Annotated in this window: 21 protein-coding genes and 1 tRNA gene; 11 read left to right on the forward strand and 11 right to left on the reverse strand. The window is 71.9% G+C overall.

Annotation, left to right across the window (positions count from 1 at the left end; translation table 11 throughout):
* Positions 1–65: 65 nt before the first annotated feature.
* From MKK68_RS09560 to MKK68_RS09575, 4 genes are all read left to right on the forward strand, one after another.
* Positions 66–533 carry a PTS sugar transporter subunit IIA gene (locus tag MKK68_RS09560; protein WP_244030124.1) on the forward strand — a complete coding sequence of 156 codons (468 nt, stop codon included), beginning with the start codon at positions 66–68 and terminating at the stop codon, positions 531–533.
* On the forward strand, positions 530–868 hold the full coding sequence (locus tag MKK68_RS09565) for a hypothetical protein (RefSeq protein WP_409567207.1): 339 nt from the start codon (positions 530–532) through the stop codon (positions 866–868). Before MKK68_RS09560 ends, MKK68_RS09565 begins: the two co-directional genes overlap by 4 nt.
* 384 nt (positions 869–1,252) lie before the next feature.
* Positions 1,253–1,639 carry a hypothetical protein gene (locus MKK68_RS09570; protein WP_147729483.1) on the forward strand — a complete coding sequence of 129 codons (387 nt, stop codon included), beginning with the start codon at positions 1,253–1,255 and terminating at the stop codon, positions 1,637–1,639.
* Positions 1,640–1,700: 61 nt separating this feature from the next.
* On the forward strand, positions 1,701–2,357 hold the full coding sequence (locus tag MKK68_RS09575; RefSeq protein WP_147729482.1) for a hypothetical protein: 657 nt from the start codon (positions 1,701–1,703) through the stop codon (positions 2,355–2,357).
* Positions 2,358–2,475: 118 nt separating this feature from the next.
* On the opposite strand, the gene MKK68_RS09580 is transcribed toward MKK68_RS09575, so the two are convergent.
* From MKK68_RS09580 to ftsE, 3 genes are all read right to left on the reverse strand, one after another.
* Positions 2,476–3,273, reverse strand: coding sequence for a YdcF family protein (locus MKK68_RS09580; protein WP_244030126.1), 798 nt, complete (start codon positions 3,271–3,273; stop codon positions 2,476–2,478).
* Positions 3,274–3,454: 181 nt separating this feature from the next.
* Positions 3,455–4,426 (reverse strand): cell division protein FtsX, encoded by a 972-nt coding sequence (locus tag MKK68_RS09585; RefSeq protein ID WP_147842704.1) that lies wholly within the window; start codon positions 4,424–4,426, stop codon positions 3,455–3,457.
* Positions 4,426–5,169, reverse strand: coding sequence for a cell division ATP-binding protein FtsE (ftsE, locus tag MKK68_RS09590; RefSeq protein WP_147729645.1), 744 nt, complete (start codon positions 5,167–5,169; stop codon positions 4,426–4,428). The genes MKK68_RS09585 and ftsE overlap by 1 nt, the downstream gene beginning before the upstream one ends.
* Positions 5,170–5,318: 149 nt before the next feature.
* Here ftsE and MKK68_RS09595 point away from each other — a divergent pair, with 149 nt between their 5' ends.
* The 3 genes from MKK68_RS09595 to MKK68_RS09605 all read left to right on the forward strand — a co-directional run bounded on the left by MKK68_RS09595 (position 5,319) and on the right by MKK68_RS09605 (position 7,308).
* Positions 5,319–6,143, forward strand: a complete 825-nt coding sequence (locus tag MKK68_RS09595; RefSeq protein WP_244030008.1) for a zinc-ribbon domain-containing protein — start codon at positions 5,319–5,321, stop codon at positions 6,141–6,143.
* Positions 6,144–6,222: 79 nt separating this feature from the next.
* Positions 6,223–6,792, forward strand: a complete 570-nt coding sequence (hpt, locus tag MKK68_RS09600; RefSeq protein WP_147727220.1) for a hypoxanthine phosphoribosyltransferase — start codon at positions 6,223–6,225, stop codon at positions 6,790–6,792.
* A 150-nt stretch (positions 6,793–6,942) separates the two neighbouring features.
* Positions 6,943–7,308 carry a response regulator gene (locus tag MKK68_RS09605; protein ID WP_147727221.1) on the forward strand — a complete coding sequence of 122 codons (366 nt, stop codon included), beginning with the start codon at positions 6,943–6,945 and terminating at the stop codon, positions 7,306–7,308.
* Between the two features lie 76 nt (positions 7,309–7,384).
* Here the strand turns inward: MKK68_RS09605 and leuS are convergent, their stop codons facing one another.
* Positions 7,385–9,985 carry a leucine--tRNA ligase gene (gene leuS, locus MKK68_RS09610; RefSeq protein WP_147842702.1) on the reverse strand — a complete coding sequence of 867 codons (2,601 nt, stop codon included), beginning with the start codon at positions 9,983–9,985 and terminating at the stop codon, positions 7,385–7,387.
* A 283-nt stretch (positions 9,986–10,268) separates the two neighbouring features.
* On the opposite strand from leuS, the gene MKK68_RS09615 reads away from it, so the two are divergent.
* Positions 10,269–11,012 (forward strand): YggS family pyridoxal phosphate-dependent enzyme, encoded by a 744-nt coding sequence (locus MKK68_RS09615; protein ID WP_243951642.1) that lies wholly within the window; start codon positions 10,269–10,271, stop codon positions 11,010–11,012.
* A 177-nt stretch (positions 11,013–11,189) separates the two neighbouring features.
* On the opposite strand, the gene MKK68_RS09620 is transcribed toward MKK68_RS09615, so the two are convergent.
* From MKK68_RS09620 to MKK68_RS09635, 4 genes are all read right to left on the reverse strand, one after another.
* Positions 11,190–11,273 (reverse strand) — tRNA-Tyr (locus MKK68_RS09620).
* 80 nt (positions 11,274–11,353) lie between these two features.
* Positions 11,354–11,683 carry a DMT family transporter gene (locus tag MKK68_RS09625; protein WP_147842700.1) on the reverse strand — a complete coding sequence of 110 codons (330 nt, stop codon included), beginning with the start codon at positions 11,681–11,683 and terminating at the stop codon, positions 11,354–11,356.
* Between the two features lie 38 nt (positions 11,684–11,721).
* Entirely contained in the window at positions 11,722–13,776 is a 2,055-nt protein-coding gene (locus MKK68_RS09630) for an ATP-binding protein (protein ID WP_244030010.1), read from the reverse strand.
* A complete protein-coding gene (locus MKK68_RS09635) occupies positions 13,773–15,275 on the reverse strand; it encodes an ATPase domain-containing protein (protein WP_147727226.1) in 1,503 nt (500 codons plus the stop codon). Before MKK68_RS09635 ends, MKK68_RS09630 begins: the two co-directional genes overlap by 4 nt.
* A gap of 251 nt (positions 15,276–15,526) precedes the next feature.
* On the opposite strand from MKK68_RS09635, the gene MKK68_RS09640 reads away from it, so the two are divergent.
* Positions 15,527–16,381, forward strand: a complete 855-nt coding sequence (locus MKK68_RS09640) for a type 1 glutamine amidotransferase (RefSeq protein WP_147859817.1) — start codon at positions 15,527–15,529, stop codon at positions 16,379–16,381.
* On the opposite strand, the gene MKK68_RS09645 is transcribed toward MKK68_RS09640, so the two are convergent.
* Positions 16,378–17,214, reverse strand: coding sequence for a transglutaminase-like domain-containing protein (locus MKK68_RS09645; protein ID WP_244030012.1), 837 nt, complete (start codon positions 17,212–17,214; stop codon positions 16,378–16,380). The genes MKK68_RS09640 and MKK68_RS09645 overlap by 4 nt on opposite strands.
* Positions 17,215–17,670: 456 nt before the next feature.
* Here MKK68_RS09645 and MKK68_RS09650 point away from each other — a divergent pair, with 456 nt between their 5' ends.
* Together MKK68_RS09650 and MKK68_RS09655 are read left to right on the forward strand one after the other, a co-directional pair.
* On the forward strand, positions 17,671–20,328 hold the full coding sequence (locus tag MKK68_RS09650) for an MGH1-like glycoside hydrolase domain-containing protein (RefSeq protein ID WP_147727240.1): 2,658 nt from the start codon (positions 17,671–17,673) through the stop codon (positions 20,326–20,328).
* 160 nt (positions 20,329–20,488) lie between these two features.
* Positions 20,489–21,487, forward strand: coding sequence for an AraC family transcriptional regulator (locus MKK68_RS09655; RefSeq protein WP_187276126.1), 999 nt, complete (start codon positions 20,489–20,491; stop codon positions 21,485–21,487).
* A gap of 13 nt (positions 21,488–21,500) precedes the next feature.
* Here MKK68_RS09655 and MKK68_RS09660 read toward each other — a convergent pair whose 3' ends face one another.
* On the reverse strand, positions 21,501–22,505 hold the full coding sequence (locus tag MKK68_RS09660; protein WP_147727242.1) for a MaoC family dehydratase: 1,005 nt from the start codon (positions 22,503–22,505) through the stop codon (positions 21,501–21,503).
* A 9-nt stretch (positions 22,506–22,514) separates the two neighbouring features.
* Positions 22,515–23,612: a redox-regulated ATPase YchF gene (ychF, locus tag MKK68_RS09665; RefSeq protein ID WP_147727243.1), complete on the reverse strand. Its 1,098-nt coding sequence runs from the start codon at positions 23,610–23,612 to the stop codon at positions 22,515–22,517.
* Positions 23,613–23,620 lie beyond the last annotated feature (8 nt).

A 23,620-nucleotide genomic window follows, 5' to 3' on the forward strand; every position in this document is an offset into this window, starting at 1 on the left:
GCGGCGCGCCCCCTCTTCATGGGGGCGGGGCCCCCATGGCTTTCGATCGGACGGGCGGTCCTTCAATGCCGATGCTGGAATTCCTCGATCCGGATTCCGTGGTGCCCTCGCTCCGCGCCCGGGCCAAGAAGCAGGTGCTGCAGGACCTCGCCGCCCAGGCCGTCCGCCGCCTGCCGGCGCTCGACGCCCGCGACGTCTACGAGACCCTGCTCCAGCGCGAGCGCCTCGGCTCCACCGGCATCGGCGACGGCGTCGCGATCCCGCACGGCAAGCTGCCGGGGCTCGACCGGCTGTTCGGGCTCGTCGCCCGCCTCGACCGCCCGGTCGACTTCGAGTCCCTTGACGGCCGCCTGGTCGACTTCGCCTTCCTGCTGCTCGCCCCCGAGGGCGCGGGCGCCGACCACCTGAAGGCGCTCGCCCAGGTCGCGCGCATCCTGCGCGAGCCGGGAATCCTCGACCGGATCCGCGCGGCCCGCGACGGGCACGCCCTCTACGCGCTGCTCACCCACACCTCGGCCTCGCAGGCCGCATGAGCGGGCCTCGCATCCTGCGCCGGGCCGCGCTCGCGGCGTTCCTCGCCATGCCCGCGGCGGCCGCGGCGCAGCAGGGCGCGGCCGACGGCACCTGCGCCCGCGACGTGCTCGTCGCCCAATCGATGCAGCGGCAGGCGCTCGACCAGCTCGAGCAGGCCGACGGCGACGACGCCAAGGCCTGCCGGATCTGGCGCCGCCACGTGGACACCATGCGCCGCGTCGCCGGCGTCTACGGCCGCTGCCTCTCGGGCTCCGAGCGCGGCGCCCGGCTGACCCAGGTCCAGGACTCCGAGAAGGAATTCTCCGCCGCGATCAAGGCCCGCTGCCGCGGGTGATCGTGAAGGGGGGTGGAGGCCGGTTCCTATCGGCCCGGCCCCGTGCCGTCGTTTCGCTCCCGGCTCTCATCCCTGCAACCGAAGTCGCGACGCCTCTTCCCTCCCCCGTCCCCAAGTCGGGCCTGCCCGATTTGGGGACACAGGGTGCGGATCTCGGGCAAGCCCGAGATCCGTCGGGGGGAGGGAAGAGCGTGGCGTTTCGCGCGCGTCCTGGTCATCGCGCACGCTGCGGCAACCGCTGCGAAATATTTCCCAAGCAAGCCGTGCGTGATCGCAAAGCTCGTCGCCGTCGTTAGCCGCCGACACGATGTTCTCGCAAAATATAAAGTGGAACGCTTCGCGCCACGAAGGAATTGAAGGGGACCAACAGTAGAGGAAACCGCCTTGCAACGCTATCTGACCGCCATCGCGCTCGTCACCCTTCTCGGTACGGGCACCGTGTCCGCACAGACCACGACGACGGGCAACCCCGCTCCGGACGCCAAGTCCAGCGAGAAGTCCGGTGGCCAGGAAGCCGTCACGCGTCCGAACACCGACCGGCCCGACGCCGGCAAGCCCGCCACCGCCAACGCGGCCGCGCATGCCAAGCTGGAGGAAGGCGCCAACAGCTTCACGGAAGCCCAGACGCACAAGCGCCTCGAGGATGCCGGCTACAAGGACGTCCGCGGCCTGATGAAGGACGACAAGGGCATCTGGCGCGGCGACGCGATGCTGAACGGCAAGCCGGTCAAGGTCGGCGTCGACTTCAAGGGCAACGTCGCCGCGCAGTGATCGCCGTCCCCGGACGGCTGAGGCGCAGGCACGCAATTCCCACGACATCCAGGATTTGACCATGGCTCAGCAAACCATCACGGCGCTCTACGACGATTACGACGCGGCCAGCACCGCGGTGTCCCGCCTCGAGGCGGCCGGCATCTCGCACGGCGACATCAGCGTCGTCAGCAACAACGAGGGCGACCGGCATGCCGGCCGGCTCGGCACGGGCGACCATGCCGAGACCGCCCACAAGGCCGAGACGGGAGCCGGGACCGGCGCCTCGCTCGGCACGGTGGTCGGCGGCGCGACCGGCCTCCTCACCGGCCTCGGCCTGCTCGCCATCCCCGGCGTCGGGCCGGTCGTGGCGGCCGGCTGGCTGGTCGCGACCCTGACGGGCGCCGGCATCGGCGCGGCCGCGGGCGGCCTCGTCGGCGCGCTCACCGGCGCCGGGATCAGCGAGAACGACGCCCACACCTACAACGAGGGCATCCGCCGCGGCGGCACCCTGGTGACGGTGCGCACGGACGACGCCCACGCCACGACGGCGATGGACATCCTCGAGCAGCACGGCTCGGTCAACGTCGACGAGCGGTCGCAGAGCTGGCGGTCCGAGGGCTGGAGCGGCCCGGCGCTGACCGCGTCCGACCCGTCCGGCGCGACGGCGAGCCAGGGCGTTCCTTCGGGCGCGGCGGCCCGCCCCGGCGTGCGGACCTACCCCGCCAAGCCGCTCTGAGCGACGCTCAGCCTTCGATCGGCCCGTCGCCTCGGCGACGGTGCCCCCGATCAGCCCTGCGATGCCCCGGCACGCAGGGCTTTTTCATGAGGTGGGGCCGGCGAGCGGCGCGGCCGGCCTACTGCAGATCGCGCAGCAGCGGCTCGGCGACCATCCGCACCGGCGCCTTCACCGGCTTGCCGCGGCCGATCAGGATCGCGACGCGCGAGCTTTCCGGGTCGGTCTCGAAGCGGGTGCGGACCCAGGCGACCAGGAACTTCAGGTATTCGGACGCCAGCAGCTTGGTCGCCGAGGGGCTGTGCCACCAATCGGCGGCGTCGAAGCCTTCGGCGATCACCGGATGGGGCACGATCCGGTCGGCGCCCTGGAGCGCGTGGTCGAGCTCGATCAGGGTCCGCGGCATGTGGTAGTTCGAGGTCACCACCGCGACGGTGCTGAAGCGGTTGTGGCGCATCCAGCGCCGGGTCTCGATGGCGTTGCCGATGGTGTTGCGCGCGCGGTAGTCGAGGTCGACGCAGCAATCGATCCAGTGGCGCTGCGTCGGGTTGAGCCGGGCGATCTCGTCGCGGCTGGTGCGTTCGTTGACGCCGGTGATCAGCAGGCGCCGGCCGTAGCCGCCGGCCAGCAGGTCGATCGCGTCGCCGATGCGCTGGGCGCCGCCGGTCAGCGCGACGATCCCGTCGGCACGGCCCTGCGGCACCCGCTCGCTGCGGTCGAGCGCGGCGACGAAGGCGAGGAAGCCGGCGAGCAGCGCGACCGCGCCGAGGCCGGCGAGGCCGAGGATCGTCAGCGCCACCGGGCCGGCGGCCCGCGCGGCGGGCGCGGCCGCCGGCATCGCCCTCGGGCGGGCGTCCCAGGCCCAGCCCGTGAGCTCGGCGCCGGGGCCGGCCTGTCTCGGATCGAAGGCGCGCGCCATACGCGTGGTCATGCTCCGGGAGAATAGCGCCGATTGCGGCGGGGCGGAGGCGGCATTTGCGGACGCAAATCCTTTCCGCAGGGTTAACGCACGGCCAAGCACTTCCGATCACGGGGATTTTCGGAACCGTTCGTCTCCGATGCCCGGCGGGGCGCGGTGCCGGACCGGCCGGACGCGCGACTCAGGCCAGGAACCGCCGCACGGTCAGCCGGGAGATCACGGCGGTGACGAGCGAGGCGATGACGCCGATCGCCATCACGCTGGCATAGCCGCGCCAGCCGATGTGGAAGGCGCCGAACAAAGCCTCGACCTCGTCGCCCGCCGGCCCCGAGCGCCAGGTGCGGGCGAGCAGCCCGGCCAGCGCGAAGGCGGCGAGCGCCGCGGCCGAGCCGATGATCCCGCCGCGCAGCCCCAGCCCGAAGAAGCGGCGCTGGAAGGCGCGGGCGATGAAGTCGTCGTCGGCGCCGACGAAGTGGAGCACCTCCACCACCTCGCGGTTTCCGGCCATGGCGCCGCGGGTGGCGAACGCCACCGCGAGGCCCGTGGCGACCAGCACCAGCGCGACGATGCCGACGCCGATGCCGACGAAGGTGTTGGCCGCGGTCGAGAGCCGCTGCAGCCAGAGCGCGTGGTCGTCGAGGCTGGCGACCCCCGGCATCGCCTCGGCGAGGCCGGCGCGCAGGTGCTTGAGGTCGGGGGACTGGTCGCCGAGCTTCAGGGTGATCAGGCGCGGCACCGGCAGGTCGGAGAGGTCGAGGCCGCTGCCGAGCCAGGGCTCGAGCAGGCGCTCGGCCTCCGCCTTGGAGAACACCCGCGTCGCGGCGATGCCGGGCTCGGCCTTGGCGATGGCGTCGGCCCGGGCGATGTCGGCGTCGAGGTCGCGGCCGGGGGCCGGGCGTACCTGGATCGTCACCTCCTGCGCCACGGTGCCCTGCCACTGGCCGGCGCTCGACGCGACGATCTCGGCCGCGCCCGCGCACAGGCCCGCGAGGAAGGTGAGGATGGCGATGACGGCGGCGAGCGAGCGGCTCGCGGCCGAATCGGTCGGGACCAGGGGCGCGTTGCGCCGCAGGGTCGGGGGCAGCGCCGGATCGACCGCGGCCCTGTCCGGGGCCGTCCTGGCGGCCTGGCTGCGTTCGCGGGTCGTGTCCATCAGCCTTCGATCCGCAGGCGGCCGTCGCCGATCACCATCCGGCGGGCATCGACCGAGTCCATGATCCCGAAATCGTGGGTGGCGATGATCACCGAGGTGCCGAGCTTGTTCAGCTCGAGGAAGAGCCGCAGCAGGCGGCGCCCGAGGCTCGGGTCGACGTTGCCGGTCGGCTCGTCGGCGAGCAGCAGGTCGGGCCGGGCGATGAGCGCCCGGGCGATGGCCGCGCGCTGCTTCTCGCCGCCCGAGAGCAGCGGCGGCAGCACGTGCATGCGCTCGCCGAGGCCGACCCAGCGCAGCAGCTCAACGACCTCGGCCCGGTAGCTGGTCTCGGCCCGGCCCTGGACGCGCAGCGGCAGCGCCACGTTCTCGTAGGTCGTGAGGTGGTCGAGCAGGCGGAAATCCTGGAACACCACGCCCATGCGGCGGCGCAGGCCGGTGAGCGACGCGCTGGAGATGCCGCTGACCTCGTTGCCGAACACCGAGACCAGCCCGCGGGTCGGACGCACCGAGAGCAGGATCAGCCGCAGCAGCGTCGTCTTGCCGGCCCCCGACGGCCCGGTGAGGAACTGGAACGAGTGCGGCTGGATGCGGAAGCTCACGTCGGACAGCACCTCCGGCCCGAGGCCGTAGCGCATGCCGACGTTCTCGAACTGGACCACAGGCCCTTCCGCCCCGGAGAGCAGGCTTTTCGTCGTCGCCGTTTCGCGCAAGGGCCCGTTCGCTCCCGTTCCGTCCCGGTCCATGCCGTCCGCACCGGGATGACCGCCGCGCATGGCCATTTCAAGCCGGCTCCCGGCGGTTTCACCGGAGCTTAACCCTAACCGAAGACGATCGCCCAAGGGTTTTCGCCGCAGGTCCCGCCCGGCTGCCCCCGCCAACGAGCGTGCCGCGTATGCTGATCGTCTGCCCGACCTGCGCCAGCGAATATCGCATCGAGACCGCCCGCGTCGGCACCGAGGGGCGTTCGGTGCGCTGCGCCGCCTGCCGCGAGACCTGGTTCGTGTCGCCGGCCGAGGTGATCGCCGCCCACGAGGCCGAGCTGCAGGCCGCCAGCCCCGGCGCCGACGAGACGGTCTCCGAGGATGCCTGGGCCGAGGCCTCCGCCGCGGTGCGCAGCGCCGCGACGGCCGACACCATCGACAACGTCCCCGCACCGCCGCGAGGCACGCGGGCGAAGAAGGCCAAGCTCGGCTACAAGCCGCTCGGCCGGAACCAGGGCAAGGGCGGGATCGCCGGGCTGTCGCCGGCCCTGGCCGCCTGCCTCGTGGTTTTGGCCGCGATCCCGCTCGCCTGCCTCGCCCGCGTGCCGGTGGTGCAGGCGCTGCCGCAGGCGGCCGGGCTGTTCGCCCGCATCGGCCTGCCGGTGAACCTGCGCGGCCTCGAGATCCGGGACGTCGCCGCGGTCCGCACCCCGGCCTACGGCGAGAAGCCGGCCGAGCTCGCGGTCGAGGGCGACCTCGTCGGCATCGCCCGCGGCGGGGTGCTGGTGCCGCCGATCAGCGTCGTGATGCGCGACGCCGCCGCGGGCGTCGTGAGGACCTACACCATCGCCCCGCCGCGCAGCCGGCTGGCGCAGGGCGAGACCGCGCGATTCGCCGGCCGGTTTTCCGATCCGCCCGAGCAGGGCCGCGGCATCGAGGTCCGGTTCTCGGATGCGGGCAAGCCGGAGTCGGGCAGGCCGGAGACGGCTCGACCCGAGACGGCGAAAGCGGAGTAGGTCGCGGGCGACCGCGCCGCCGTCGATTTTCCGCCGGCGGGCCGTGGCCGGACGGCGCCGGAATAGGGTATGGAGGCGCATGACCACGCCCTCCCGACGCGTCCGCGTCCTCTTCGACGAAGCCACCATCGCCACGCGCAACGAGGCGTTGGCCCGCGAGATCAAGGCGGCCGCCCCGCAGAACCTGCTCGTGGTGGCGGTGCTGAAGGGCAGCTTCATGTTCGCCGCCGACCTGCTGCGGGCCCTGCACCGGGTCGGGCTGTCGCCGCAGGTCGAGTTCGTGCACCTGTCGAGCTACCGCACCGGCACGATCTCCTCCGGCCAGGTCGAGATCCTGCGCGACGTCCAGAGCGAGGTGCGCGGCCGCGACGTGCTGCTCGTCGACGACATCCTCGAATCCGGCCGCACGGTGGTCTTCGCCAAGGACCTGCTGATGGCCCGCGGCGCCTCGCGCGTCCTCACCGCGGTGCTGCTCGAGAAGCCGGGCAAGCGCGCGGTGCAGATCGACGCCGACTTCGTCGGCTTCACCTGCCCCGACGCCTTCGTCGTCGGCTACGGCATGGATGCGGCCCACGCCTTCCGCCAGCTCCCCTTCGTCGGCGTCGTCGACTACGACAGCCAAGATCCGGACCTGTTCGGCGGGGCCTGAACCGCGTTTCGGGACGCGGCATTTTCGCAACCCTCCGGCACTTCCAGGCTTTTCGTCCTCAAATGTCTTGACAGGACGGCCGATGTTTAGACGATCTCTAGACGTGTCCGGGCCGGACGGCCTTCCCTCGGTGGATCGAATACAGGCGACATGGCGCGCATCCTTCTGGTGGATGACGAAGAGACGGTCCGCGGCTTCCTCAAGCGAGGCCTCGAGATCGACGGCCATGCCGTGGTCACGGCGATCGACGGCAGCGACGGCCTCGACCGGCTGAACGAATCCGACGGCGCCTTCGACCTGATGCTCACCGACATCCGCATGCCGCTGATGGACGGCATCGCGCTGGCGCTCGCGGCCAAGCGCGACTTCCCCGACCTGACCATCCTGCTGATGACCGGCTTCGCCGACCAGCGCGAGCGCGCGCGCGGCCTCGACGCCATCGTCACCGACGTGCTGACGAAGCCGTTCTCGCTGGCGGACCTGCGCGCCACGGTGAGCCGGGCGCTCGCGGCCTGAGACGACGTTCGGTCGATCCACGAGCGATCGCACGCCTCTTCCCTCCCCCTTAAGCGGGGGAGGGGGCAGCCCCTCCTCACACCACCAGGTTCACGATCCGCCCGGGCACGACGATGACCTTGCGGGGCGTCCGGCCTTCGAGGGCGCGCCGGACCGCCTCGTCGGCGAGCACCAGGGCCTCGACGGCCGCCGCGTCGGCGTCGCGCGGGACGGTGACGTCGGCGCGCTTCTTGCCGTTGACCTGCACCGGGAGCGCGACCGTATCCTCGACCAGCAAAGCGGGGTCGAAGCCGGGCCACGGCGCCTGCGCGACCAGCCCGTCGCGGCCGAGCACCGCCCAGCAGCTCTCGGCCAGGTGCGGCATCATCGGCGCGATCAGCTGGACCAGGATGCCGGCGGCCTCGCGGCCGGCCGCCGCCGAGGCGCCGCCGCGGAACGCGTCCTCAAGGGCGTTGGCGAGGGTGTAGACGTGGGCGACGCAGCGGTTGAAGCGCAGGCGCTCGACATCCTCGCCGAAGGCGGCGAGCGCCTTGTGCGCGGCCTTGCGCAAGGCCGCGTCGCCGCCGCCCGATCCGGTGGCCGAGACGGCGGCGTTCACCAGCCGCCACACCCGCTGCACGAAGCGGGCGGCGCCCTGCACGCCCTCCTCCGTCCAGATCACGTCGCGCTCCGGCGGCGAATCCGAGAGCATGAACCAGCGCGCGGTGTCGGCGCCGAAGGAGGCGATGATGTCGTCGGGGTCGACGACGTTCTTCTTCGACTTCGACATCTTCTCGATCGGGCCGATCGCGATGGGCGCCGAGGTTTTCACGTGGAACCCGCGGCGCTCGCCGTCTTCGGTCGAGAACCGCACCTCCGCCGGCGGCACCCAGGCGCCGGCCGCGTCCTTGTAGGTCTCGTGGACGACCATGCCCTGGGTGAACAGGCCGGCGAACGGCTCCGAGACGCCGGACCAGCCGGTCGCCTGCATCGCCCGCATGAAGAAACGCGCGTAGAGCAGGTGCAGGATCGCGTGCTCGATGCCGCCGATATACTGGTCGACGGCGAGCCAGCGGTTCACCGCCGCCGGGTCGGTCGGCCGGTCGGCGAGCCACGGCGCGGTGAACCGGGCGTAGTACCAGGACGAGTCGACGAAGGTGTCCATCGTGTCGGTCTCGCGCCGCGCCGCAGCGCCGCAGGACGGGCACGGCACGGTGCGCCAGGCGTGGTCGCGCTCCAGCGGGTTGCCGGGCTGGTCGAACGAGACCTCCTCGGGCAGCCTCACCGGCAGGTCGGCGACCGGCACCGGCACGGGGCCGCAGGCCTCGCAGTGGATGATCGGGATCGGGCAGCCCCAGTAGCGCTGGCGCGACACGCCCCAGTCGCGCAGGCGGAACTGCACCTTGCGGGCCGCGACCGGGCGGCCGGAGAGGACCTCCGCCTCCAGGCGGTTCGCCACCGCCTCGAAGGCCTCGCCCGTCGTCATGCCGTCGAGGTAGCGCGAGTTGATCATCCGCCCGTCGCCGTCGAAGGCGGTGTCGGTGATGACGAAGCTGTCCTGATCCTGGTCCTCGGGGCAGACCACGGGGGTGTTGCCGAGGCCGTACTTGTTGGCGAAGTCGAGATCGCGCTGGTCGTGCGCCGGGCAGCCGAAGACGGCGCCGGTGCCGTACTCCATCAGCACGAAGTTCGCGACGTAGACCGGCAGCGTCCAGGACGGGTCGAGCGGATGGCGCACGGTGAGCCCGGTGTCGAAGCCGAGCTTCTCCGCCGTGTCGATCGCCGCCTGCGCCGTGCCCATGCGCCGGCATTCGTCGACGAAGGCCTGCAGCGCCGGGTTCGCGCCGGACAGGGCCGCCGCCACGGGATGGTCGGCGGCGATCGCCAGGAAGCGCGCGCCGAACAGGGTGTCGGGCCGGGTGGTGTAGACCTCGATCGCCTCGCCGACCCCCTCGACCGCCGTCGCGAGGGCGAACCGGACCTGCAACCCCTGCGAGCGCCCGATCCAGTTCCGCTGCATCAGCCGGACCTTCTCCGGCCAGCGCTCGAGACCGTCGAGCGCGTCGTAGAGATCCTGCGCGAAGTCGGTGATCTTGAAGAACCACTGCGTCAGCTCGCGCTGCTCGACCGGCGCACCCGAGCGCCAGCCGCGCCCGTCGATCACCTGCTCGTTGGCGAGCACGGTGTGGTCGACCGGGTCCCAGTTGACCTTGGCGGTGCGGCGCGTGACCAGCCCCTTGCCGAGGAAGTCGAGGAACATGCGCTGCTGGTGCTTGTAGTAGTCCGGATCGCAGGTCGCGATCTCGCGGCTCCAATCGAGCGACAGGCCCATGGATTGCAGCTGCCCGCGCATCGTCGCGATGTTGGCGTAGGTCCAGTCCCGCGGGTTGGTCTTCCGCTCGATCGCCGCGTTCTCGGCCGGCAGCCCGAAGGCGTCCCAGCCCATCGGGTGCAGCACCGCGAACCCCTTGGCCCGCTTGTAGCGCGCCACCACGTCGCCCATCGCGTAGTTGCGCACGTGGCCCATGTGGATGCGCCCCGACGGATAGGGGAACATCTCCAGCACGTAGTATTTCGGGCGGGCGTCGGCGTTGTCGGTCTCGAACAGCCGCGCCTGCGCCCAGGCCTCCTGCCAGCGCGGCTCGGAATCCTTGGCGTTGTAGCGCTCGAGGGTCTGGTGGCTGGGAGGATGGGTCATGGCGTCGTCGAAAACCGGGATCGGGCGGGGCGGACCGGGGAAGCGGCGGCGTTAGCACATTCGCGGCGGGCTCGGCCAACGGATCTGCCGGCGTGGCAATCGAGGCCGATCCATCGGCGCGTGATCCCTGTGGCGGATGCAAGCACAGATGGCTTTGCGCCGAGCGCGCGATCCCGGCATTGAGGTGCAGCATCGCCCTCACCCGCGCGGCGGCGTTGGACAGCGCCGCGGGCCCGCCCACCTTTCCCCGGCGATGGCCGGACGACCCGCCCAAAGGACTTCAATGACCGACACGCCGATCGATACGCCCCCGACCTCGGAGCCGCCGATCTCCGGCAAGCCGCCCGTCGGCGAGGCCGACGTCGCCGCAGGGCTCGCGGAGGTGCTGGCCGGGATCGCCCGGGCGAGCGAGGATTGCGCGCGGGATCCCGCCGGCATCCGCCTCATCGCCGTCTCGAAGACCGTGCCGGCCGAGGGCATCCTGCCGGCCCTCGAGGCCGGCCAGCGCCTGTTCGGCGAGAACTACGTGCAGGAATCGCGGGCCAAGTGGCCCGCGCTCAAGGACCGCTACCCGGACGTGGAGCTCCACCTCGTCGGGCCGCTGCAATCGAACAAGGCGCGCGAGGCGGTCGAGCTGTTCGACGTGATCCATTCGCTGGACCGGCTGTCCCTGGCCGCGGCGCTGGCCAAGGAGATCGCCCGCACGGGGCGCACGCCGAAGCTGCTGATCCAGGTCAACACCGGGGACGAGCCGCAGAAGGGCGGCGTCTCGCCCGACGCCCTCGACGTGCTGCTCGCCGAATGCGTCGGCACCCACGGGCTGGCGATCCAGGGGCTGATGTGCGTGCCGCCGGTGGAGGACCCGCCCTCGGCCCACTTCGCTTTGCTCGCCGCGCTCGCCCGGCGGCACAACCTGCCGATCCTCTCGATGGGCATGAGCGCCGATTACCCGGCCGCGATCCAGATGGGCGCGACCCATGTCCGGGTCGGCACGTCGATCTTCGGGGCGCGGACGCGGAAGGCCTGATCCGCGCCGGGCCGTGTCGTGGCCGGTAACGACGACGGAAGGTTGCCCGGGCGAGCCGGCGGACCCTGCGGTCGCAGGGCGAAATCCGCCGCCGTCACGGACCGCCCGGAGGCTCGCCCGGCGCGGCAAGGCCCGTGCGAAGCAGGGCGATGCCGGTGATGATCGCAAGGAAGGACGTGGTGGGGGAAGTAGGACTCGAACCTACGAAGCTTACGCAGCGGATTTACAGTCCGCCCCCTTTGCCGCTCGGGACATTCCCCCAAAGGACAGCCCATCGGGCCGCGCGGGGCCCTTATGGTGAGGGGGGGGCGGCGTGTCAACCGTGCCGCGCGGCCGGCGGCTCAGTGCCCGGCGGTGCTCGAGAAGCCGTTGATCACCACCACGCCGGCGACGATCAGGCCGAGGCCGATCAGGGCCGGGGCGTCGAGGCCCTGGCGGAACACCAGCCAACCGACGAGCGAGATCAGGACGATGCCGACGCCCGACCAGACCGCGTAGGCGACCCCCATTGGGATCGTCCGCAGGGTGAGCGCGAGGAAGAAGAACGCGACGCCGTAGCCCGCGACCGTGATCAGTAGCGGCACCGGCCGCGAGAACCCGGCGGAGGCCTTCAGCGCGCTGGTGCCGATCACCTCGGCGACGATGGCGATCGCCAGATAGATCCAGTTCACGGCCGCTGCACTCCCGGTTCGTCGGATCGGCGGCCCATTCAGCCGTCGTCGGCCCCGAGGACGAGGCGGAGCGACCGGGCGAGCTCGTCGCGGCGATAGGGCTTGTTGAGCACCGGCAGCTCGCCGCGGCCGATGACCTGGCCCTCGTCGAGGTCGGCGACGTAGCCCGAGGTGAGCAGGACCTTGAGGCCGGGGCGCAGGCGCTGCGCCTCGGCGGCGAGCTGCGAGCCGTTCATGCCGCCGGGCATCATCACGTCCGAGAACAGGATGTCGATGCGCTGGACGTCCTTGAGATGGGCCAGCGCCTCGGCCGCGTTGCGCGCGACGACGACCTTGTAGCGCAGCTCCTCCAGGCTCTCGACGGCCATGGTGAGGACCTGCTCGTCGTCCTCGACGAGCAGCACGGTCTCGCCCTCGCCGGCGCGGCGCAGCGGCAGCACGCCGCGCTCGCCCATGCCCGTCTCCTCGCCGGCGGGGTCGGCCGAGCGCGGGAAGCGCAGGCGGAAGGTGGTGCCGCGCCCGACCTCGGACTCGATCGCGACGAAGCCCTTGGCGCTGCGGGTGAAGCCGTAGACCTGGCTCAGGCCGAGGCCGGTGCCCTTGCCGACCTCCTTGGTGGTGAAGAACGGCTCGAACACCCGCGCCATCAGGTCCGGCGCGATGCCGCTGCCGGTGTCGGACACCGCGATCTCGACATAGGCGCCCGGCGGCACCCCCTTGTCGGCGACGGCCGCGGTGTCGAGCCGGACGTTGCGGCTGCGGACCTCGATCCGGGCGCTGCCGGTTCCCGCCTCCATCGCGTCGCGGGCGTTGACGACGAGGTTGAGGATCGCCGCCTCGAATTGGGCGGGGTCGACGCGGATCGGGTCGAGGGCGGGGTCGAGGTCGAAGGCGAGCTCGATCGCGGCGCCGGCGGCGCGCTCGGCCAGCGGCCGGAAGTCGATGAGCAGGCGGTTCGGGTTCAGCGTCTGCGGCCGCAGCATCTGCCGGCGCGAGAAGGCGAGGAGCTGCTGCGTCAGCTGCTCGCCGCGCCGGGCCGCCGTCATCGCGGCGTCGGCGAGGCGCTTGACCCGCTCGACGTTGTCGGGCTTGCGCAGGACCATGTCGAGGCCGCCGACGATGACCGTCAAGAGGTTGTTGAAGTCGTGTGCGACGCCGCCGGTGAGCTGGCCGATCGCCTCCATCTTCTGCGCCTGGCGCAGCGCCTCCTCGGTGTTGCGCTGGTCGGAGCGGTCGAGGACGATGCCGGCCATGCGGACCGGCGTGCCGTCGGCGCGGTATTCCGCCCGGCCCTTGGCCGCGATCCAGCGCACGGCCCCGTCGGGGCGCACGATCCGGTACTCGATGTCGAGCGTCCCCGCCCGCGCCGCCTGCGCGAAGGCCGCCGTCACCGCCTCCCGATCCTCCGGGTGGACGTGGGCGAGGAAGGTCTGCCGGCCCCAATGCGGGAGCGGCGCGTCGTAGCCGAAGATCGCGTCGTGGCGGGCCGACCGGCGGGCGGTGTCGGTGAGGAGGTCGAGGTCCCAGGTTCCCATGCCGGCGGAATCGAGGGCGAAGGCCAGGGTCTCGCGGGCGGCCTCGACCTCGCGGGTGCGCTCGGCGACCCGCCGCTCCAGGGTCTCGTTGGCGACGCGCAGGCGCTCCTGGTCCTGTTCCCGCTCGCGGATGTGCCCGCGCGCCTGGTACTGGCGCCGCCGCACCCGCAGCGCCGAGGCGACGGCGCTGATCAGGGTCTCGGCGTTGATCGGGCGCTCCAGCAGCACGACGTTGCCGAGGCGCTCCACCATGGCCGCGCCCCGCGCCGGGCGGCGCCCCGCCTGGCGCGTCGCCAGCATGATGAACGGGAAGTCCGACCAGGGCGGCTGGCGATCGATCCAGGCCGCGAGGGCGTCCGGGTCGACCTCGGCCAGCGCCTCCTCGGTGACGATCGCCGAGCCGGCCGAGGCCTCGAGGCCGGCGAGCCACGCGGCCCCGTCGGCGCTGACCGTGGCGGCGGTGCCGGACTTGGCCAGCAGCTGCTCCATCACCACCGCGTCGCGTCCGCGCGGCGCCAGGATGAGGACGCGGGTCTCGTCGGGGCCGGGCCGGCTCATTCCGCCGTGTCGCTGCGCAGCATCGCGACCTTGCCACCGTAGGCGGGCAGGCCCGAGAGCACGCCCTCGAAGTCGGTCAGCGTCTCCCCAACCTGGATCCCGTTGCGGGAGAGCCTCAGCTCGCGGATCGTGCGCTCGTGCGCGTTGACCCGGCTCTTGACCGCCGAGAGCGCGGTTCGGACCTCGCCCTTGGCCTCGAAGTAGCGGAACAGGAGGATGCCGTCGCTGAGATAGCTCAGGTCGATGTCGGAGCGGACCTCGCCGATGACGCCGTGCTGCCCGAGAACCAGCAGGGTCGTGACGCCCTTCTGGTTCAGGTAGGTCAGCAGCTCGTGCATCTGCAGGATCAGGAACTGCTCGCCCGGCATCGCGTGGATGTAGGCGTTGAGGCTGTCGACGACGACGCAGGACGCGCCGTCCCGCTCCACCGCCTCGCGGACGCGGCAGGCGAACTCGCCCGGCGCCAGCTCGGCCGGATCGATCTGCGCGATGCTGAGGTCGCCGTCGGCGATGTGCGGCTGCAGGTCCATCCCGAGGATGGCCGCGCGCGCCAGCAGGGTCGCCCGGCCCTCGTCGAACAGGAAGTAGGTGGCCTTCTCGCCCCGCTCCAGGGCCGCCAGCATGCAACGCACCGCGGTCGTGGTCTTGCCGGCCCCGGACGGCCCGAGCAGCAGCGTGTTGGTGCCGCGCACCAGCCCGCCGCCGAGCAGGAGGTCGAGGCCCGGCGCGCCGGTCGTGACGGTCACCGGCGCGAAGTCGGCGTGGTGCTCGGCGGCGATCAGGCTCGGGAACACCTCGATCCCGCCGGTCTCGAGGACGAAGTCGTGGTACCCGCCCCGCGCCTTCACGCCGCGCATCTTCAGGACGCGGAGGCGGCGCCGTCCCGCGCCGAACTCGCGCGGGGTGTGCTCCAGGAGCAGGACGCCGTGCGCGATGCTGTGGAGCTGCACGTCGGTGGTGCCGTCGTCGAGCAGGAACACCGTGCAGCCCCGCGCCGCGAAGAGCTGCTTCAGCGCCAGGATCTGGCGGCGGTAGCGCAGCGGGTTCTGGGCGAGCAGCCGCAATTCGGACAGGCTGTCGAACACCACGCGGTTCGGCTGCAGCGCGTCCACCCGCTCGATGACCTCGCGGACGGTCTCGCCGAGCTCCACCTCGGAGGGGTGCAGGATCGACTGCTCGCTCTCGGGGTCGAGGCCGAGCTCGTTGACGAGCTCGTAGAGCTCGACGCCGTCGAGCGACCAGCCATGCGACGCCGCCGAGGCCCGCAGCTCCTCGGCGCTCTCCGACAGGGTGACGTAGAGGCTCTTCTCGCCGTGCGCGACGCCGTCGAGCAGGAACTGCAGGGCGAGCGTGGTCTTGCCGGCGCCGGGCGTGCCCTCGAGCAGGTAGAGCCGCCCCTTGGTCAGGCCGCCGGACAGGACGTCGTCGAGCCCGGCGATCCCAGTCGACAGGGTGTCCCGGACGTAGGGTGCGACGCGCGGTGTCTGATCAGTCGTCATCGTCATCACGCAGGGTGGATCGGGCGCTCGGCCGGCGGCCCCTGAGGGAGTGCTTTGCCTCAGGAACGGCCCTGCCTCAACGCGGCAGCCGTCGATAGGTCCCGAGCCCCTCGGATGGCGGGCACCGCGGCGATCGTCCGGACCGGCGCCGGATCACGCCCGGCGTCGCGGCTGCACCTATGCCGCAGCACCATCGGGCGGCGCCGGACGTTGCCCGTGACCGGATCCCGACGATCTCCCGCAAGGCCCCCATGCTTCGACTGCTCATCGCGGACGGCAACACGCGCGACGACCGCGCCCAGCACGTCGCGGTCACCGGCCGCACCTCGGCCGAATCCTACGCCGACGTCGTCCACGCCTATCGCCCGGAGGCGCAATGCCGGCTGCTCAGCCCGGCCGACGCCGACGCCGCCCTGCCCGACGGCGCGGCGCTTACCGCCTACGACGGCGTGATCTTCACCGGCTCGCCCCTGAAGGTCGGCGAGCGCAGCCCGGCGGTGACGCGCCAGTGCGACCTGATGCGCGCGGCTCTGGAGGCCGGGCTGCCGGTGTTCGGCTCGTGCTGGGGGACGCAACTGGCCGCGGTCGTCGCCGGCGGCGACGTCGGCCCCAATCCGCGCGGGCCGGAATACGGCTTCGCCCGCCGCATCACGGCGACGGCGGAAGGCCGCGGCCACCCGCTGCTGTCGGGCCGGGGCGCGGCCTGGGACGCGCCGGCGATCCATTCGGACGCGGTGATCGCGCCGCCGCCGGGCGCGCGAGTGCTGGCCGGGAACGCGCTGCTCGAGGTGCAGGCGATCGAGATCCCGCACGGCGGCGGCCTGTTCTGGGGCACGCAGTACCACCCCGAGCTCGACTTCGACGAGCTCGCGGCGATGCTGCGGGTCAGCGCCGCGGACGTGGTCGAGGCCGGCCTCGCGCCCGATGCCGCCGCGGTCTCGGCCTATGCCGCGGAGATCGCCGCGCTCCACGCGGGCGGCGCGGCGGCCGGCCCGCTCGCCTGGCGGCACGGGCTCGGCGCCGACGTCCTGGAGCCGGACCAGAGACGCCGCGAGATCGGCAATTTCCTCGACCGGCTGGTCGAGACGGGTGCCGGCGCGCCTTAGGCCGCCTCGGCCATGGCGCCCGCGTCCGGCGACACCTCGTCGGTGTGCACGTCGAACTGCATCAGGTAGGCGGTGCCGAAGCTGGTGGTGAGCGCGCAGTCCGTCGCGTCGCGCCCGCGCGCCATGACGATGCGGGCGATGCGCGGCGTGTTGTGGCGGGCGTCGAACGTGTACCAGCGATCGCCGAGATAGACCTCGAACCAGGCCGAGAAATCCATCGGCGCCGGGTCCTTCGGCACGCCGATGTCGCCGAGATAGCCGGTGGCGTAGCGGGCCGGGATGTTCATGCAGCGGCACAGCGCGATCGCCAGGTGGGCGAAGTCGCGGCAGACGCCGACGCGCTGGACGTAGCCGTCATGGGCGGTGCGGGTGTTGTCGGCCAGCTGGTAGTCGAACCGCAGGTGGTTGTGGACGAAGTCGACGATCGCCTGCACGCGGGCCCAGCCCTCCGGCGTGGCGCCGAACAGCGACCAAGCGGTGGCAGAGAGCTTGTCGGTGTCGCAGTAGCGCGAGCCGAGGAGGAACGGCAGCACGTCGTCGGGCAGGTCCTGCACCTGGTGCTGGCGGGCCTGCGGCGCGAACGCGTCGGGCTCGCCGGAATCGCCGATGGTGAAGTCGGCCGACATGGTGATCCGGCCGCCCGGCGCGACGATGCGGGTGCAGACGTTGCCGAAGGCGTCGACGTGCTGCGTCGCCGGCACCGGCGGATCGAAGGCGATGACCTCGGGCGTGACGAGGTCGGCCCGGCGCTCCGGCCGCACGTTCAGCAGCAGGTTCATCGGGGTCGGGCCGAAGGTGTTGAAGGCGATGGTGAAACCGGTCTGGACGAGCATCGTAGATCCGTGGAAGCCGCGCGTGGTGTCGCAGGTAGGGTCGCAGGTAGCCGTTGAACACCGAGCCGATACGCGAGGTTCCGCAGATCAGGCGTGCTTCCGGCGCAGGTTCTGCCCAGATTAAAGGCAGTCTTCATCGCTCGAGCCGCCGACGTTGCTGCCGGTCGACAGACCTCGTCATCCGCAGACGAAGGTGTCGGCCCGGGCTCGAGCCTCGGCACGGGTCCGATCCGGCCGGCCCACGCGCCGAAGCTCCGGACGCCCGGGACGCGCGGTCGGCCCGATTTCCGTGCCGGCCCGCCGACTGGCTCTGATGATGCATCCGGGGCGGGGCATCGACCCATCGGCCCCTCGGGATGTCATGACCGTTCCTCCGCATTCCCCCAGGCCCGTCGGGGCGATCCTTCGCGGCGCCGGGGCCGACGCCCGCCCCGCGCCGGGCTGCGGGTCCAGCGCATGAGCGAGGCGATCGCCTGGGCGGAGCGCCGCCGCATCGCCGAGCAGGCGCGCGGCGAGCGGGCGTGGTCGCTGTGGGGGCCGTATCTCAGCGAGCGGCAATGGGGCACCGTGCGCGAGGATTACAGCCGCGACGGCAACGCGTGGCGCTCGCTCACCCACGAGGAGGCCCGCTCGCGCGCCTACCGCTGGGGCGAGGACGGGCTCGCGGGGATCTGCGACGAGCGCGGGCAGCTCTGCCTCGGGCTCGCCCTGTGGAACGGGCGCGACCGCATCCTGAAGGAACGCCTGTTCGGCCTGACCAACGAGGAGGGCAACCACGGCGAGGACGTCAAGGAGATCTACCACTACCTCGACGCGGTCCCGAGCCACGCCTACCTGAAGTTCCTCTACCGCTATCCGCAAGGGGCCTACCCCTACGAGGACCTCGTGCGCGAGGGGCTGCAGCGCAGCCGCGAGGTGCCGGAATACGAGATCGAGGAGACCGGCCTGTTCGAGGGGTCGCGCTTCTTCGACGTGACGGTGGAATACGCCAAGTCGGACGTCGACGACGTCCACGCCACGATCACCGCGACGAACCGCGGCGCGGACGCCGCCGACCTCCACCTCGTGCCGCAGCTCTGGTTCCGCAACACCTGGTCGTGGCGGAACGACGGTGCGTTGCCGCGGCCCCGGATCGCGCGCCATCCGGAGGGCGGCATCGCCTGCGAGCACCCGCGGCTCGGGCGCTACCGGCTGGCCTTCGAGGGCGAGCCCGAGGTGCTGTTCTGCGAGAACGACACCAACTTACGCCGGCACGCCGGCCAGCCGGAGGCCGAGGGCCCGTTCAAGGACGGGCTCCACGCCGCGATCGTCGAGGGCGACGCCGCGGCGGTCCGCCGCGACGCCGGGACCAAGCTCGGCCTGCACTACGCGCTTCGCCTCGCGCCCGGCGAGACCCGGCGGGTGCGCCTGCGGCTCTCCGCCGGGACGCGGACGCGCCCGATCGACGCCGACGACGCCGTGCGCGACCGCCGCATCGCCGAGGCGGACGCGTTCTACGACGACCTGCAGGACGGGATCGCGGATGCGGACGCGCGCGCGATCTTCCGGCAGGCCTCCGCCGGGTTGATCTGGTCGAAGCAGCTCTACGCCTACGACGTGCGGCGCTGGCTGCAGGGCGACCCGCTCCAGCCGGTGCCGCCGCGGGAGCGCGACGGCGGCCGCAACACGCAGTGGCGCCACTTCGCCGCCTCCGACGTGCTCTCGATGCCCGACAAGTGGGAATATCCGTGGTTCGCCGCCTGGGACCTCGCCTTCCACTGCCTGCCGCTGGCGCTGCTCGACCCGGACTTCGCCAAGAAGCAGCTCCTGCTGCTGACCCGCGAATGGTACATGCACCCCAACGGCCAGCTCCCGGCCTACGAGTGGGAGTTCTCCGACACCAACCCGCCGGTCCACGCCTGGGCGACCTACCGGGTGTTCGAGATCGACCGCGACCGGCGCGGCGGCCGCGGCGACCTCGCCTTCCTCGAAGGCGTCTTCCACAAGCTGCTGATCAACTTCACCTGGTGGGTGAACCGCAAGGATGCCGGCGGCCGCAACGTCTTCCAGGGCGGCTTCCTCGGGCTCGACAACGTCGGCGTGTTCGACCGCTCGCGCCCGCCGCCGGGCTTCGGCATGGTGCACCAGGCCGACGGCACCGCCTGGATGGCGATGTACGCGCTCAACATGATGCGCATCGCCCTCGAGCTCGCGCTCCACAACGACGTCTACGAGAGCACCGCCTCGAAGTTCTTCGAGCACTTCCTCCTCATCGCCGAGGCGATGACCGACATGGGCGGCGAGGGCTTCGGCCTCTGGGACGAGGAGGACGCGTTCTACTACGACGAGGTCGACATGCCCGGCGGCGGGATGCTGCCGCTGCGCGTGCGCTCGATGGTCGGGCTCGTGCCGCTGTTCGCGGTGGAGGTGATCGAGCCCTTCGTGCTCCAGCGCCTGCCGGACTTCGCCCGGCGCCTCAACTGGCTCCTGGAGAACCGCCCGCACCTCGCCTGCCTGGTCTCGCGCTGGGACGAGGGCGGCGTCGGCGACCGAAAGCTGCTTTCGCTGCTGCGCGGCCACCGGATGAAGGCGCTGCTGCGGCGCATGCTCGACGAGGCCGAGTTCCTCTCGCCCTTCGGCGTACGCTCGCTCTCCAAGGCGCACCGCGACCAGCCCTACGTGCTCAACGAGTTCGGCGCCTCCTTCACGGTGCGCTACGACCCGGCCGATTCGACCTCGAACATGTTCGGCGGCAACTCGAACTGGCGCGGGCCGGTGTGGATGCCGACGAACTACCTGATCATCGAGGCGCTGCGCCGCTTCCACTCCTATTACGGCACCGACTTCCTGGTGGAGTTCCCGACCGGCTCGGGCGCGATGTGCACGCTGGCCGCCATCGCCGACGCCCTGCAGGAGCGCCTGATCGGCCTGTTCGCCAAGGACGCGGAGGGCCGCCGCCCGGTCCACGGTGCGCGCGCGCCGATCCCGTCGGCCGAGGGCGCCGAGGAGGCGCTGCTGTTTCACGAGTTCTTCGACGGCGACACCGGCCGCGGTCTCGGCGCCTCGCACCAGACCGGCTGGACCGCGCTGATCGTCAACCTGCTGCACCACCGGGCGCAGCGCGGGGGTGCCTAGGGCATCGTCCAGCGGGGCGGGTCCCGGCGGGGCTTTCGCACGGTGCGCTCCGCCCGGGATCCCTGCGTGGACGCCCGCGATTGGCGGACGCGGCCGCGGGATGTCATCATGGGCGACGCGATCGGGACAGGTTCGCAGGCACGGGCTTCACGTTGACGGGATGACGGGTCAGGCTTCGAACCACCGCGCCGCGTGGCTTCCGCAGAACGGATTCGCCGCCCGCATCGCTTCCGCGCGCCAGCTTCAGAGCTTCAACGACCTGAGCAGCTTCGCGATCAACTTCGACGTGCTCCGCTCGGTCAAGCCCGACATCCAGATGATCGGCAGCAAGAGCAGCACCCTGTGCTTGTGGGAAACCCGTTCGTCCAGCGGCTTCATCAGCAAGCCCAGGGTCGATTCCGACATGATGACGGTCCGGTTCATCGCGAACGGGCACATCACCTACCGCAATCATGCGGGCAGGACGCGCGGCACGCCGAAACATGCGACCCTCGTCGGCTTCGAGGAGGTCGGCGAGATCCAGGCCTCGCAGGCCTTCAACGCGATCAACGGCACGATCACGTTCGAAGCGCTCGCGGCCGCCAACGCCGCGCTGACGGGCGGACAGCACGGCGTGCCGTCCTTCGAGCCGATCGCCGATGTCTCGACGCCGGGCATGATCGCCCTGTTCCACATGATGCAGCAGGTGCAGCGCCGCGGGCAGGCGTCGGATCGCGGCGGCGACATCGCGTTTCCGCTGATCCAGGAGATCCTCAGCTATCAGCTGCTGTCCGTCTGGCCGAAGCGCACGCGCGTGGCACCGGCCCCGGCGACGGACGCCTCCGCGTCGCGCTTCGGCATCGCTCTCGAGTTCATCGAGGCGAACCTCTCGCGGCCCATGACCCTGTCGCTCATCGCGACGGCGGCCGGGCTCAGCGTCCGCTCCCTCCAGAGCCAGTTCCGTCAACGGATGGGGCAGACGGCGATCGCGTTCATCACCGAGCGGCGGCTCGCGCGCACCCACAAGGACCTGACCTCCGCCTTCGATCCCGAGATCACGATCGCGGAGATCGCCCGGCGGTGGGGCTTCGTGCACATGAGCGACTTCGGGCAACGCTACAGGCGTGCCTATGGGCGCACGCCCTCCGAGGCACGGCGCGATGCCGGCCCGCGGGGCTGACCCCGCGTCCGCCTCACGGCGCCCACTGCCAGAACACCGAGCTTTTGAACGAGAACACCGTCTCGCCGCGCTGGTTGACGCCGACGTTGTCGGCGAAGGCGAGGCCCCAGCCGGGGCGGGAGGCGGAGGCGCGCTTGTCGGTGAGCATCGTGGCGTAGCGCACGGTGTCGCCGGCATAGACGGGCTTCAGCCAGCGCATGTCGCGGAAACCCGGCGACGGGCCGGTGGTCGGCGCCTGCCCGCGGGCGGCGGTGTGGGCGTGGTCGCGGGCGCGGGTCGCGAGCAGCCGCTTCATGTAGGCCGCGGCCGTGTGCCAGCCCGAGGCGCACAGCCCGCCGAAATGCGTCGCCTTGGCGGCCTCGGGATCGGTGTGGAACACCTGCGGGTCGTAGGCGCGGCCGAAGGCCAGGATCGCCTCGGCCGGGAAGGCGTAGGCGCCGAGATCGCGGGTCGCGCCGATCGCCGCGTCCTTCAGGAACGGCAGGATCTCGGCGTCGTCCGGCTCGACCACCGCGGGCGGGACGCCGGTCTCGACGATCCGCGGCGGCGCCGGCTCGGCCCCGCGCCGGGCGAGCATCACGGTGAAGGCCTGGGTCATCACCGCCTCGCCGCGGCCGTTCTCCAGGGTGAGCAGGCAGGCGGCGAAGCCCCGGTCGGGCTTCGAGGCCGAGGCGCGGGTCTCGTCGACGCGCAGGGTGGCGGAGAGCGTATCGCCCGGCAGCACCGGCTTCAGCCAGCGCAGCTCGGCGATGCCGGGCGATCCGAGCGAGGAGTGCCCGCCCATCGGCCCGGCCTGCAGCAGCCGCATGCCGAGGGAGGCCGTGTGCCAGCCCGACGCGATCAGCCGCCCGGCGAAGGTCGTCTCCGCGAGCCGCTCGTCGAGATGGAACGGCTGCGCATCGAACGCGCGGGCGAAGGCGACAATGTCGTCGCGGCTCACCGTCAGCGGCGCGCCGGTGCGGACCTGGCCGGCGGCGAAATCCTCGAAGTGGAGGCCGGACGTGTCGGGGCCGGGCATGGGCGCGCCTCAGTTGGCGAAGCGGAAATGCAGCACGTCGCCGTCCTGCACGAGGTACTCCTTGCCCTCGAGGCGGAGCTTGCCGGCGTCCCGCGCGCCGGACTCGCCCTTCAGCGCGGTGTAGTCGGAGAACGCGATGGTCTCGGCGCGGATGAAGCCCTTCTCGAAGTCGGTGTGGATCACGCCGGCCGCCGCGGGCGCGCGGGTGCCCTTGGTGATCGTCCAGGCGCGGGCCTCCTTCGGGCCGACGGTGAAGTAGGTGATCAGCCCGAGCAGGTCGTAGCCGGCGCGGATCACCCGGTTCAGGCCGGGCTCGGCCAGCCCCACCGCCTCGAGGTAGTCGCCCTGGTCGGCGGCCGGCATCACCGCGATCTCGCTCTCGATCTTGGCCGAGACCACCACCGCCTGGGCGCCCTCCGCCGCCGCGCGCTCCTGCACCGCCTTCGAATAGGCGTTGCCCTTGTCGGCGTCGCCCTCGTCGACGTTGCAGACGTAGAGCACGGGCTTGGCCGTCATCAGGCCGAGCTGCTGGAACAGGCGCTCCTCCTCGGGCTTGCGCGCGACCATGCGGGCGGGCTTGCCCTCGCGCAGGTACGGCAGGGCGCGGTTGACGAGGTCCAGGAATTCCTTGGCCTCCTTGTCGGCGCCGCGGGCCCGCTTCTCCAGGGCGAAGACGCGCTTCTCCAGGCTGTCGAGGTCGGCCAGCATCAGCTCGGTCTCGATCGTCTCGATGTCGGCGCCCGGGTCGACCTTGCCCTCGACATGGGTGACGTCGCCGTCGTCGAAGCAGCGCACCACGTGGGCGATCGCGTCGCATTCGCGGATGTTGGCGAGGAACTGGTTGCCGAGCCCTTCGCCCTTCGAGGCGCCGCGCACGAGGCCGGCGATGTCGACGAAGGTCAGCCGCGTCGGGATGATCTCCTTCGAGGCGGCGATCTTCGCCAGGTCGTCGAGCCGCGGGTCGGGCACCGCCACGTCGCCGACGTTGGGCTCGATGGTGCAGAACGGATAGTTGGCGGCCTGCGCCGCCGCCGTCTGCGTCAGCGCGTTGAAGAGGGTCGACTTGCCGACGTTCGGCAGGCCGACGATGCCGCATTTGAAGCCCATGATATTCC

Origin of the sequence: Methylobacterium sp. E-016, assembly GCF_022829745.1 — a bacterium.
Classification (GTDB): Bacteria; Pseudomonadota; Alphaproteobacteria; order Rhizobiales; family Beijerinckiaceae; genus Methylobacterium.